Source organism: Dyadobacter sp. SRI_021 (assembly GCF_057586235.1).
In genome coordinates this window covers 330,842-343,974 of the sequence record NZ_JBYCZM010000004.1, presented here as the reverse complement: position 1 = coordinate 343,974, position 13,133 = coordinate 330,842, and the positions used below count along the sequence as shown (strand labels likewise).

General features: G+C 51.4%; 8 protein-coding genes. 6 read left to right on the top strand and 2 right to left on the bottom strand.

The genetic code is table 11. From position 1 onward, the window contains the following. The 4 genes from AC2YIT_RS14440 to AC2YIT_RS14425 are packed head-to-tail and all read left to right on the top strand — an operon-like array spanning position 1 to position 4,231. Entirely contained in the window at positions 1-1,098 is a 1,098-nt protein-coding gene (locus AC2YIT_RS14440) for an efflux RND transporter periplasmic adaptor subunit (protein ID WP_487279624.1), read from the top strand. 5 nt (positions 1,099-1,103) lie between these two features. Continuing rightward, entirely contained in the window at positions 1,104-2,369 is a 1,266-nt protein-coding gene (locus tag AC2YIT_RS14435) for an ABC transporter permease (protein ID WP_487279623.1), read from the top strand. 4 nt (positions 2,370-2,373) lie between these two features. Further along, on the top strand, positions 2,374-3,048 hold the full coding sequence (locus AC2YIT_RS14430) for an ABC transporter ATP-binding protein (protein ID WP_487279622.1): 675 nt from the start codon (positions 2,374-2,376) through the stop codon (positions 3,046-3,048). A gap of 58 nt (positions 3,049-3,106) precedes the next feature. Further along, on the top strand, positions 3,107-4,231 hold the full coding sequence (locus AC2YIT_RS14425) for an alpha/beta hydrolase family protein (RefSeq protein ID WP_487279621.1): 1,125 nt from the start codon (positions 3,107-3,109) through the stop codon (positions 4,229-4,231). Positions 4,232-4,545: 314 nt separating this feature from the next. On the opposite strand, the gene AC2YIT_RS14420 is transcribed toward AC2YIT_RS14425, so the two are convergent. Beyond that, positions 4,546-5,136, bottom strand: a complete 591-nt coding sequence (locus AC2YIT_RS14420) for a DUF4136 domain-containing protein (RefSeq protein ID WP_430845692.1) — start codon at positions 5,134-5,136, stop codon at positions 4,546-4,548. 43 nt (positions 5,137-5,179) lie between these two features. Further along, positions 5,180-5,872, bottom strand: coding sequence for a hypothetical protein (locus tag AC2YIT_RS14415; RefSeq protein ID WP_487279620.1), 693 nt, complete (start codon positions 5,870-5,872; stop codon positions 5,180-5,182). 336 nt (positions 5,873-6,208) lie between these two features. Between AC2YIT_RS14415 and AC2YIT_RS14410 the strand changes: the two genes are divergently transcribed. Further along, the gene (locus tag AC2YIT_RS14410) at positions 6,209-8,629 is read left to right on the top strand and encodes an ABC transporter permease (protein WP_487279619.1); all 2,421 of its coding nucleotides are present in this window, start codon (positions 6,209-6,211) and stop codon (positions 8,627-8,629) included. A 125-nt stretch (positions 8,630-8,754) separates the two neighbouring features. Next, a complete protein-coding gene (locus AC2YIT_RS14405) occupies positions 8,755-12,933 on the top strand; it encodes a hybrid sensor histidine kinase/response regulator transcription factor (RefSeq protein ID WP_487279618.1) in 4,179 nt (1,392 codons plus the stop codon). Positions 12,934-13,133: the final 200 nt, after the last annotated feature.

Genomic DNA, 13,133 nt, shown 5'->3' with positions numbered 1-13,133 from the left:
ATGAAAAAGTTTTGTATACTGACGCTGGCAGGCTTGATAGCCCTGTCTTCATGCAAAAAGGAACCTGCAAGTTTTAAGGTGACCACCCAAGCCATCAATGAAGCTGTTTATGCTTCCGGAGAGATCATGCCCGCAGAATACGAGGTGATGAAGGCCACATCCAGTGAGCACATCCTGAGAATCCTGGTTGCGCAGGGAGATCAGGTCCAAAAAGGCCAGGTATTGGCGGTGCTGGGCCAGCCCAGTCAAAATGCCCAGCTGGACATACTCGGCAAACAGCTCCGGCTCGCGCGCCAAAATGCATCCGACAGCTCGGCAAGGGCGCGGGAGCTGCGGCAGAAAGCGGCTCTGGCCAGGAAGCAATACGAACAGGATTCGGCAGAAGCCCAAAATTACCGGGAACTTGCTGCTGAGAAAGCTGTTCCGGCCCAGGAAGCGGAGCATCGGGCCATCAAGGCCCGGGCAAGCCTGACCGAATACAACAACCTGCAATACCAATATCAGGCGCTGCTCGACGACCAAAAGGAAAATGTTCTTTCGGTGAGCCGCCAGCTCGCGCAGCTGCGCGAGCTCAGGGAAACCCATATGCTTACCAGCAGCATTGACGGCAAAGTGTTCAGTATTTATCACACGGAAGGCGGCACTGCGGCGGCCGGCGAGCCGATCATGCTCACGGGCAGCACCGGCCGGTTCAAACTGGAACTGCTGGTCGATGAAAGGGACATTGCCCAGGTGAAGCTGGGGCAAAAGGTCTTTTTTGAGACCGATGCCTTCGCTGGCAAACAGTTCACCGCAACAGTAAGCAAGATTGTGCCTGTAATCCAAAAAGAAAACCGCAGTTTTAAAGTGGAAGCGAGTGTAGCAGGCGCCACGGATTTCTTCCCTCAATCTTCCGTCGAGGCCAATATCCTCATACGCCAGGGCAATGCGCTGGCCATACCCAACACATTGCTGCTGCCGGGCGACTCGGTATGGACGGCAGGGGCTGACGGTAAGGTCGTCAAACAGAAATTGAATGCCGGCGTGAGAAGCGGTCAATGGACCGAGGTTAAAAGCGGGCTGAAAGCCGGTGACCTTGTTTATGAAAAAGCCCCATAACGGATATGAAGAAGCGGCTCACTAATATCGCTTTGTCGGCATCTATCGCCGCCACTTATATGAAGGCCAAGCTGCGGCAGACCCTGGTTGCCACCGCAGGGGTTGCATTCGGTATCACCGTGTTCATTTTTATGGTGAGCTTTATCCAGGGGACCAACGAGTATACCCAGGATGTGGTTTTTCAACAGTCTCCCCACCTTCGGATGTACAATGAAGTGCAGATAGCGGACCAATCGTTGTTGGACAGGCGCTTTCCGAACGGCATCAACCAGGTGCACCATCAGAAACCCAAAGACATCTTGCTTAATTTAAAAGACGTTAATCAGGTGCTGGACGAGCTGCGGGCCGATCCGCGTGTTCAGGCCGCCTCGGGGGCGATCACCACGCAGGTATTTTTCAGGCTTGGCTCTTCTTCGCTAAACGGCAAAATCAACGGCGTCGACCTGGAAAGGGAAGATCAGCTATTTAATCTGTCCGGTAAAGTCATCGAAGGCAGCTACGAGGAAGTCAATGTTAAAACCAACAGCATCCTGATGGGCGTCGGCCTGGCCAAACGGCTGAACGTGACAACGGGCGACCAGATTATTGTTACCACTGAAAAAGGGGGGAATTTCGCCGTGATAATAGCCGGGATTTTCAAAACAGGCCTCACCGACATCGACAAGCAGCAATGCTACGCCAGCATCAAAACGGTCCAGAAACTGCTGGGTGTACCCGCTTCCTATCTGACAGAGATTAAAGTGAAGCTTTTCGACAAGGAACTGGCCCCGGAAATGTCCGGGCAGTGGCAGGCAAGGTACCATTATCAAGGCTCGGACTGGAAAAAGGACAATGCCTCTCTTTTGGAAGGGGATGTGCTCAGAAGAATGATCGTTTATGGGGTGGCGGGTACGATTCTGCTGGTCGCCGGCTTTGGTATATTCAATATCCTGACGATGATGATCTATGAAAAAATGAAGGAGATTGCCATCCTGAAAGCAACCGGCTTTTCCGATTCGGATGTCCGGGGCATCTTTTTAACGCAGGCGCTGGTGATCGGGGCTGCCGGCGCGGTGATGGGCCTGGTGTTTGGTTTTTTGATCTCCTATGCGGTATCCAAAGTCCCGTTTAACAGCGACGTAATGATCACGCTCGATCATTTGCCGGTCAGTTTCAAGCCTGTTTATTATATCACCGGCTTCACATTCGGTATACTGACGACGGCCTTGTCGGGATATTTGCCGTCCAGGAAAGCCGCAAAGATGGACCCTATTTCCATTTTAAGAGGATAGCCTTATGAATGTACTTGAAGTTGCAAACCTGAATAAGTACTTTATAGAACCTGTCCGCAACCAGGTACTCAAAGATGTCGGCTTCCAGGTGAAGGCAGGCGAATTCGTTGCTATTACGGGTAAGTCGGGCAGCGGGAAATCAACCTTATTATACCTGCTCTCCACGATGGACACCGACTTTGAAGGCAGCATCATCATAAATGGAGAACAGATGAAAGGCAAGACCAACAGGTGGCTCGCCGCATTCCGTAACCAGCATATCGGCTTTGTGTTTCAATTCCATTACCTGCTTCCCGAATTTACTTCCCTGGAAAATGTCATGCTGCCGGCCCGTAAGCTGGGCTTGTACCCCAAGGACCAGATCGAGCAGCGGGCTATGGATTTATTAAAACTGCTGGACGTGGACAGCCAGGCCGCCAAGCGGGCCGCACTGCTTTCCGGTGGGCAGCAGCAGCGCGTCGCCATTGCCAGGGCGCTGATCAACGATCCATCGATTGTGATGGGCGACGAGCCTACCGGTAACCTGGACAGTGCCAACAGTGCGACCGTATTTGGCCTGTTCAAAGAGCTGGCTAAGGAAAGGCAGCAAACGGTTCTGGTCGTTACGCATGATGAAGACTTCTCACGCCGGGCCGACCGTAGGATCTATATGGCCGACGGCCAAATCGTGGAAGGTTGATTGCAGCTTGGTCCCGGAAGAGTTTGCCGAGCGCGTGTATACCAACAGAAAGAGTAGGATGGCGAGTAAAATCCTGCAAACGGCTGTTTCAGTTATTATGCCTATCTATGGGCAGGCCACATTCATTCGACTTATCAGTTTTATGAGAGTTACACCATTGTTAGTTGCGCTGCTGCTATTCAAAAATATATTAATGGCTCAGTCGGTAACTCCCGACGGATACGGTTTGAAGGAGTTTTCGATAAAAGACAAGAAACTAGGCCTGATTCAATTCTATGTTGATACTGTAAATATTCGTCGAAAAGCTCCACTGTTTATCGAAGTCAACGGCAGCGGGGGACTTCCTTTATGCCTGTATGTTCAAGGGAAAAAATTTGTAACCACACCCACTACTTTCAATGAAGAATTACACGGAAAGACGAAAGAGAAGTATCATTATATTATCCTGGGCAAACCCGGCACCTCGTTTTGTGACACGCTGGCTCTCGATCTAACCGTTGCAGAATATCAAAAGAACCCATCGCAGGTTTTGTTCGCCCACAGGCCTTCCAAGGAATATACAAAACGCCTTAGTTTGCAATGGCGCGTGCAAGCCACTCAGGCCGTTATGAGCTATCTGATTAACCATGGTTTTTGGGATCGGACAAAGATCATCACATACGGTTACTCCGAAGGCGGGCAGGTAGTTGCATCGCTGGCCGTTGAAGACAAGCGCGTTACGCACATTGCATCTGTCGTTGGAAGCGGCCTTAATCAACTGTACGATGGAATCATGAGCTGGCGCATCAAAGCCGCCAAAGGCGAGCTAACCCATCAGCAGGCTCAGGATAGTGTTGAAGCTGCCTTTAAGCGTATTGCCGACATCTATAAAAATCCGACTGCGACCGATAGAGAAGTGGGAGGCCATTCTTACCTGCGTTGGGCCAGTTTTGGTACCCTGATACCCTTTGAGCAGCTGCGTAAATTATCGATTCCTATCTATATGATCGCTGCCAGCCGGGACGATAGTTCTCCCATTTACGGGCTGGATTATGTCCGGCTTGAATTTCTGCGCCTTGGAAAGACCAATTTAGTATATGACACCTGTGTAGGCTGTAACCATTACTTGGGTAGTCCAGAAGGTAGCAAGCCGGAAGGACCTGGTTATATTGATAAAATATTGACCTGGGTGCAAACAAAGTAGGATAGGTGTATAAATTAGTAAGCCTGAAAGCTTTTGTGGGCAGTAAAGCCAAGTCCAGTGCCTTTTGGGAGCTCTTTGCCCCATTCTGCTTCATAGAATTATTTATCAAATAGATTTAATTTTCGGTGCGAATGGCAAGTTGCCACCAGATTGCCGGAGGAGGGCAACCTGATGGCAAAGACACCCGTAGCTGGAACTAACCGGATAAGGCAATCAACCAAAACATTTAAACCGGTTTTTGGGTGAAGGGTGCGGCAAGCCTGATTAAGCCTAAGCTCCGCTTCCTGCCGGATTATTTCGGCTAAGGATATGCCTTATTTCGCATCCGGGTATTTTCCCAGGATCTGCATCGCCTCTTTCGCAAATTGCTTGCTGAGGCTGCCTGCGTCGTTCACAGGATTTTCCATAGACCCCCGCCAGAGCAGCTCGTTGTTTTTGGCATCTATCACGTCGATAATCAGCGTGCCGTCGGTATAATGTTCCTGGTGGTAGCCTGTGTTCCACGGATTGTAGTAACCCGCGTAGGCTATCGGTATCAACTGGCCATGAAAGTAGTAAGCGCGTGGGCCGAAGCCATAGCCATAATAGGGATAGACAGGAGGATTAGGGACATTCTCGGTTTTTTGGCTGGTGAAAATGTGGTACATCAAAAGCAGGTCCGGATGCTGGTCATCCTCGACGATGCCTTTTTTGGCGAACTCGGTTTTTACCGCCGAATGGATATTCTCTTCGGTGATCGTATTGGATAGCTGGGGAAGCTGCGAGGTCTTTTCTTCGGGTTTTACCCACGTGTATTTCTTATAGTTGGCAAGGTGGGCCGAATCGACCTGGTCTACCTTTACCGAGGCGCAGCCGGCCATGGCAAAAAGGGCAGTAACTACCAATGCATGAATGCTGGTTTTCATAATAGTGCAGGTTTAAAGTTTGATATGGAAGTACTTTGAGCCGTCAGATGTTTTTCCTGATATAGGCTTTCAGCTTTGCGGTCTGGTGTTTCAGATCATCCCGGGCTTTTTGCACATCGGCCCCCGCGCCACGTTCGGCTGTTTTTAAAAGGCTGCGTGTTTCAGTGACCAGCTTTTTACCTTCTTGTTTTATGGACGCTTCGCTGTCGGCTGTTTTTCTTTCCAGCCCGTCGAGCGCGGTCCGCAGATGGTCATTGGATTTGACTTCGAATTCCGGAATACTTTCCCATTTTTCGATCGCGTAATGGGTTACCATCATTTCCGCTGGCCAAAAGCCCTTTTTGAGCTCGGCCGATGTCAGCTTGCCTTCCCTGGCAAGTTTTTGCAGTTGCTCCAAGTGTTTGACGGATTTCGAAAATTCGGCTTTCAGCTCGCCTTTATCCGTCGCTCCTTCGTTTCGGATGGCGGCAATACCCTCGCCGATCTCTGTGGTCGCTTTTTTGTACTCTTTTCCATCCAGGTATTTCACAGCCGTATCGAAATGCCTTTCAGATGGAGCCAACACGGGTTCGGCGATCTGCTCGGTTTTGTAAGCGGTATCGTAAGCGACTTTGTCGTCTTTCAGCGAGTCGGCCTCGTATTTGGCTTCGGCTTTTTTTCTGCTCTCGCATCCTGTTTGCAGGATGCCGACGCTCAGGGCCGCTATGGCAGTGGAAAAAATGAGTTTCGTTTTCATGATTTCAAGTTTTGGTTAAATATCACTGTTGAATGATTTTCGGCCGGAACCGAGTGAAACGAAAGTAGAGGGTGCGGCTGCAACGAGCAATGCAGAGGCGGCAGAAAGCCGGAAAGTGTCGTTGAAACCAGCTTATGAGTCGGTGGTTTCAACGTTCAGGTGAAGATGGGGCAGGTTCGGGGCCGAACCATGCGAACCCGGTGTCCAATCACGGACGTGGTTCCGTCCGATTCTGAACGGTGGAGCCCTGCTTTTCTGCCGATCTATACGTCGTAGAAGCCTTTTTTGTACTGGCATTACATTTTGATGTGAGATTACTGTCCCGGTAACCTCGCTATGATCCGAAATTATTTCAAAATCGCCTTTCGTAATTTGGTCAAGAACAAAGCCTATTCCGCTGTCAATATCAGCGGGCTGGCTGTCGGTATGGCCGTCGTGATACTCAATGGTTTGTGGCTATGGGATGAGCTGACTTTCAATACCTATCACAAAAACTACGACCGCATTGCCAAGGTGACCGAGCGGGGGACGAGAACCGACGACGGGACCCGCTATTCCAATGTGATGCTGCCTTACCCGGTGGCAACCGAGCTCAAATCGAATTATGCGGGCTACTTTAAGCATATTCTGATTACCCGGGAGTCGCAAGATTACATTTTGTCAAGTGGTGATAAGAAGCTGAGCCAGAAGGGACTTTTCATCGAAGGAGGCATTGCCGAAATGCTTTCTTTAAAGATGCTCCGGGGCAGTTGGGCAGGGCTCACCGATCCGCATTCTATTTTACTATCGGCTTCGGCGGCAAGAGCTATGTTCGGCGACAAAGATCCGATGAACAAGTTGATCAGGATTGACGCGAGCATGGACGCAAAAGTAACAGGCGTTTATGAGGATTTGCCAGGTAATACCGAATTCAATGACATCCGCTTTTTTGCCCCCTTCGATTTATGGACTTCCGTCAACCCCTGGGTCCGCCAGCAACAGTGGGACAACTGGTTCCTGTCGGTTGTCGTACAACTTCGGCCTGAGGCGGACATCAATCAGGTCTCTGTCGCCATCAGGGATATCGAGCTCAACAACCTCAAAAAACTGGAAGGGACATCAGATGTTTTGGCCCGACATCCGCAGATATGCCTGCTTCCGATGAGCCGGTGGCATTTGTATGGTCATTACGATCTGGACGATACCGGGCCGGTACAGCTGGTATGGCTGATCGGCCTTATCGGCGCATTTGTTTTACTATTGGCATGTATTAATTTCATGAACCTGGCAACGGCCCGTTCCATGAACCGGGCTAAGGAGGTGGGCATTCGCAAGGCTGTCGGCTCCCTGCGCGGACAACTCGTCGGGCAGTTTTTAAGTGAATCATTTCTGGTCGTTTTGCTAGCATTTGCCATTGCGATTCTGATCGTTAATCTCTCATTACCCTGGTTTAACAACATAACCTCCAAGCGGCTGGACTTTCCCTGGGTAAACACCCGCTTCTGGTTGGCGAGCCTTGGTTTTATCGGATTGACCAGCCTTGCCGCCGGTAGCTATCCGGCTTTTTATTTGTCTGGTTTTCAGCCGGTAAAGGTTTTGAAAGGGATGGTCGTGCAGCGCGCGGTGGGCGCAGGAAACCGGGCCGCCATGCCGCGTAATGTGTTGGTCGTTATTCAGTTTACCGTATCCCTCATATTGGTTATCAGTACGCTGCTGATATACAGGCAAATTCAGCATGTCAAAGACAGGCCGGTCGGTTATAACCGGAACGGATTATTACAGATCAGGAAAAAGACGCCCGATTTTGCAGGAAAGACAGACCTGCTCCGGCAGGAATTGAAAAATACCGGTGTGGTCGAGGAAGTAGCAGAATCCAGGAGTTCCGTGACGGAAATTACGATGTGGAATGCCGGCTTTTCCCGAAAGGGAGAAGAAATAACTTGCCCCAGAGGGTGCGGGACGCTGCCGGTCAGTGCGGAGTACGGAAAAACAGTGGGCTGGGAATTTATTGCCGGCAGGGACTTCGACAGACGATACGCGAGCGATTCGTCAGGCTTTATCGTCAATGAGTCCTTTGCAAAACAGATGGGGCTTAAAAATCCGGTTGGGGAGACTGTGGTATGGGGGCCGCGTTGGCGTAAACCAAAGCCATACCTCGTCCTGGGGGTAGTCAAGGACATGGTTGCTACGTCGCCTTTTGAGTCCGCCGTTCCAACTGTATTCTTCCTGGAAAATACGCAGGACTGGATCAATATCCGTCTTAATCCAAATGTGAGCGTATCGGAAGCATTACCCAAACTGGAAGCCGTTTTTAAAAAGCTGGTACCCTCCGCGCTTTTCGATTATAAATTTGCCGACCAGGAATATGCGCTGAAATTCGCCAGCGAAGAAAGGATGGGTTATCTGGGCTTTGTGTTCACCATGATGGCCATTTTTATTTCCTGTCTGGGCCTGTTTGGGCTGGCTGCCTTTACCGCCGAACAGCGTACGAAAGAGATCGGCATCAGGAAAGTCCTCGGGGCATCGGTGCTGCATGTTTGGGGATTGCTTTCGAAGGATTTCATCGTTCTGGCCCTGATCGCCTTCGTGATCTCTTCGCCGGTTGCCTATTACTTCCTCAATAACTGGCTGCGTCAATATACTTACAGAACCGAGCTGTCATGGTGGATTTTTGCATTTGCGGGTATGGGAGCGCTGGCGGTGACGTTGCTGACGGTCAGCTTTCAGAGTGTCAAAGCCGCCTTGATGAACCCGGTAAAAAGCCTGCGGACGGAGTAATGAGTCAGCAGATTGAACATACAGGTTCCTGCCGGATCGTACCTGAACCGGCAGGATGGCCTAGTCTATCCACAGCCGTCACTCTACCCGTTCTGCCGGTTTGAGATAACAATTTTGAGTTCCATTTGAAGAAAAACGATGCTACCTTCACGGGGATGAATCGGTGGACAATCAATTGGTGGCTGATCCTGGCAGGGATTATCGGTTGGGTGAGAGGTAGTATTGCTCAGCCTGACGCGGCACGGCCAGCAGATTACCAATTTGTTCGCTATAACACCGAAAAGGGGCTGTCCCATAATCAGGTTAACTGTTTTTTAAAAGACAGCCGCGGATTCGTGTGGATCGGCACGGCCAATGGGCTAAACCGTTTCGACGGCTATTCATTCCGTGTGTTCAAACACGATCCGGCCGATTCGGCCAGCATTTCCGACCATCAGGTGACTGCGTTGTTTGAAGACCCCCAAGGCTACATCTGGATTCGTACCCTGCTCGGCTTCGATATTTACGACCCGGTTACCGAAGCGATCGATCGCAATGCGAACCGCGCTGCAAAGCATTTCGGATTGAAAGACGCAGATTTCAACCGCATTATCAAAACCCGCTCGGGCGACTATTGGATCAGTCATAACAAGCTTGGGTTGCTGAAATACCGTACGGCTTCCAAACAGCTTGTTAAAGTCAAATTTGGGCCTACGCAGAATGTGCCGGGCACACGGGCGATATCAGATTTCGACGAAGATGCGCAGGGAAACCTGTGGGTCGTATGCGACGACGGCTTTCTTGCACGCGTGAATGCGGCCACGCACGCGATCGATATTCAAAGCACATTGTTGCAGCGCCGTAACCTGGGCAAGCTCTCCAACCACAAGGTATTTGTAGACGGGCAAGGCGAGCCCTGGGTATACATTGTCAAGGCGGCTGTCGGCGCATTCAATTTCGATTTTAAGAAGAATATCCTCCGTATGGCAGGCACGGCCGGGCCCGATTTCAGGCTCAGCAATAATGCGGTGAGCGCAATGATCTCCGGGCCCGACGGACGCATCTGGATCGGCACAGACCATGGCGGCATCAACATTCTCGACAAAGCCACAGGCAGGGTATCCACGCTGCATTCTAACCCGGGCGACCCGCGAACGATCAGCCAGAATAGTATCCAGGCATTGTATAAAGATGCCACGGGCATGATTTGGGCAGGTACCTACAAGCAGGGTTTTTGTAATTACCACGAGCATATTTTCCGGTTTTCGCTTGTCCGGCATTTGCCTGGTGATGCAGGTAGCCTGCCGTTTGACGATGTGAACGTGTTTGCCGAAGACCGCAAGGGCAATCTTTGGGTTGGTACCAATGGCGGAGGCCTGATTTACTATGACCGAAGGAACAATAGCTTCCGGCAGTACCGGAACAAGCCGGGTGATCCTAATAGTTTGAGTAACGATGTGATTGTCAGTCTCTTTCTCGACCGGCAGGATGTATTGTGGATTGGGACCTATTTCGGGGGGCTTAATAGCTTTGATGGTCAGCGATTTACCCGCTATTTGCACGATCCGGCCGACTCGACGAGTCTGGTAGACGACCGTGTATGGGAGATATTCGAAGATTCGCGCCGGCGGTTGTGGGTCGGTACCATGGCCGATGGCCTGGATTTGTTCGACAGGTCATCGAAGACATTCCGGCACTACCGCAACCTTGCGCCCAATTCGGTCCGTTCCGATTACATTTCGGCCATGCTGGAAGACAAGCAGGGCAATCTGTGGATAGGGACCGCGAACGGAATCGATGTACTGATGCGCCAAACCGGTCGTTTTGTGCATTATAAGCATACCAAGGGTGACACTGCCGGCCTTAGCAGCGACGCAGTCATGTCGCTCGCGCTGGACAGTACCGGCGCCATCTGGATCGGGACTTCCGAAGGCCTTAACCGCTACGATGCCGGGCGAAATGCATTTGAAACTTACGATACACGTCACGGGTTGCCTGACAATTCGATATTGACCGTAGTAGTCGACGCCCGCCAGCAAATATGGCTCGGTACCCCGAAAGGAGTCGTCAATCTGCAGGTTACCAAACGGGGCGCCGGCGGTGTTCCTACGGGCTTTCAGGTACATACCTTCAATGAGGTCGATGGTTTGCAAGGCCGCGGCTTCAACGAGAACGCGGCGCTGCGGTTGCATTCAGGAGACCTGGTTTTCGGTGGGGCCAACGGTTTCTCGATTTTCGATCCCGCGCAGGTGACGGACGAGCGTACGGCTGCGAAGGTAGTGCTTACGGATTTTCAAATATTTAATAAAAGCATTCGTCCCGGAACGCTCGCGGATGGCAGCCAGATTCTGGAAAAATCCATTTCAACCACCGATCGCATTGTGCTGGAACACAGCCAGAATGTATTCACCATTGAATTCGCAGCCCTGAACTTCCTGCATTCTGAGAAAAACCATTACCTGTACACTTTACAGGGGTTTAACGACCAGTGGTTTGAGGCCGATAACACCCGCCGCGTTACTTACACCAACCTTGACCCGGGCAGTTACGTGTTTAAGGTTAAAACAAAAGAAGGTGGTGCTGTGACCGAACGGCGATTGGAAATCAGGGTTCTGCCGCCTTTCTGGCAGACCCCCTGGGCTTACCTGCTGTATTTTTTATTGATAGCATGTGCATTGATGATTGCCCGCTGGATTTTGATCGAACGGGAGCGGATGAATTTCAAGCTGGAACAGGAGCGACGGTATGCCCAGCAAATGCACGAGCTCGATTTGATGAAGATCAAGTTTTTTACCAATGTGAGCCACGAGTTCCGCACGCCGCTTACGCTCATGCTCACGCCGCTCGAAAGCCTGCTGCGCGGCATCCGCTCCGATCACACCGTACACCGGCAGCTCTCGCTCGTGTACCGCAATGCTCAGCGGCTGCTCAACCTGGTAACGCAGATGCTGGATTTTAAGAAGCTGGAAGTTGAGGAAACCCGTTTCATGCCCGAGCGCGGCGATATTGTGCAGTTTGTAAGGCAAATCACCCAGACGTTCTCCGATCTTTCCGAGCACAAGCACATCCGCTACCGGTTTGAAAGTTCGGTAGAATCGCGCTATGCCGATTTTGACCAGGATAAATTGTCCAAAGTGATGTATAACCTGCTATCGAATGCATTCAAATTCACACCCGAAAACGGGCAGGTGACCGTGCGGCTGCGGACGGTGGAGCACGAAGGCGGGGAGGCTTTGGAAATAAGCGTCGAAGACTCCGGCATCGGCATTCCGCCGGAAGCGCAGCAGAAGGTATTCGACCGTTTTTACCAGCATCCTATGCCCGGCCACATCATGAACCAGGGCAGCGGCATCGGGCTTTCTATTGCCAGCGAGTTTGTCAAAATGCACGGTGGCAGGATCGACCTGGAAAGCGAAGTGGGCAAGGGCAGTACATTCGCTGTCACTTTGCCCTTGCGCGAGAGCGCTACGCGTGAGGTACCCACGTACGTAGCAGAGCCGGCCTCCGCGGACTTGGCGACCATCGATATTGACCTTGCCGAGGAAAAAGAGGGCAAGGAAAAGCCTCTGATCCTGCTTGTGGAGGATAACGACGAGTTCAGGGAGTATCTCAAAGAAGTATTTCAGAAAAAATACCGGATACTCGAAGCCGCAAATGGCCGGACCGGCCTGGATATGACCCTCGACCATATCCCGGACCTGATCGTGAGCGATGTGATGATGCCGGAAATGGACGGGATCGAGCTTTGCCGCCGCGTCAAGACCGACCGGCGCGTGTCACACATTCCGGTGGTATTGCTCACTGCGCGGGCTGAGGACGAGCAGCAACTGCAAGGGTACCAGACCGGTGCCGACGCGTATGTGACCAAGCCGTTCAGGCTGGATATTTTGCAGGTCAGGATTTCTAACTTGATCTTGCAGCGGGAGCAGTTGCAGAAGCAGTTCCAGCAGCACATCGAGATCCGCCCGAGCGAGGTGGCGGTGCGGTCGATGGACGAGCAGTTTGTGAACAGCGCCGTAAAAGTAGTCGAGCAGAACCTGGCCAACGCCGAATACACCGTCGAGCAGCTCAGCGAGGCAATGTCGATGAGCCGGGTTTATTTGTATAAAAAAATACTTTCACTAACGGGTAAAACACCGGTCGAATTCATCCGCATTATCCGTATTCGCAGGGCAGCAGGCTTGCTCGAAAAGAGCCAGCTGACCGTCGCCGAGATCGCCTATCAGGTAGGCTTCAACAATCCAAAATACTTTACCAAGCTCTTCAAAGAGGAGTATCAGATGCTGCCTACCGAGTACCGTAAAAAGCAAGCCGCGGAGGCGTAGGGCGGCTCGGGAACGGTCGGAAAATCCAATTCAGGGGTAGCGTTTGTTGCGATCTTCCGGGTTGTTAATACTGGAATAGTACAATGCGTCACTCCGATACTCTTATATCCGTTTGCTAACGCTTGCTCATTACCTGCTCATCCGTTTATACCACTTGCACATTATCAAACTGGAATAAAAGGCGAAAAAATAGCCCGATT

What these genes read in the sequence shown, in the direction of transcription:
- AC2YIT_RS14440 (WP_487279624.1), top strand. Translation starts at nt 1, where the DNA reads ATGAAAAAGTTTTGTATACTGACGCTGGCAGGCTTGATAGCCCTGTCT.
- AC2YIT_RS14435 (WP_487279623.1), top strand. Translation starts at nt 1,104, where the DNA reads ATGAAGAAGCGGCTCACTAATATCGCTTTGTCGGCATCTATCGCCGCC.
- AC2YIT_RS14430 (WP_487279622.1), top strand. Translation starts at nt 2,374, where the DNA reads ATGAATGTACTTGAAGTTGCAAACCTGAATAAGTACTTTATAGAACCT.
- AC2YIT_RS14425 (WP_487279621.1), top strand. Translation starts at nt 3,107, where the DNA reads ATGGCGAGTAAAATCCTGCAAACGGCTGTTTCAGTTATTATGCCTATC.
- AC2YIT_RS14420 (WP_430845692.1), bottom strand. Translation starts at nt 5,136, where the DNA reads ATGAAAACCAGCATTCATGCATTGGTAGTTACTGCCCTTTTTGCCATG.
- AC2YIT_RS14415 (WP_487279620.1), bottom strand. Translation starts at nt 5,872, where the DNA reads ATGAAAACGAAACTCATTTTTTCCACTGCCATAGCGGCCCTGAGCGTC.
- AC2YIT_RS14410 (WP_487279619.1), top strand. Translation starts at nt 6,209, where the DNA reads ATGATCCGAAATTATTTCAAAATCGCCTTTCGTAATTTGGTCAAGAAC.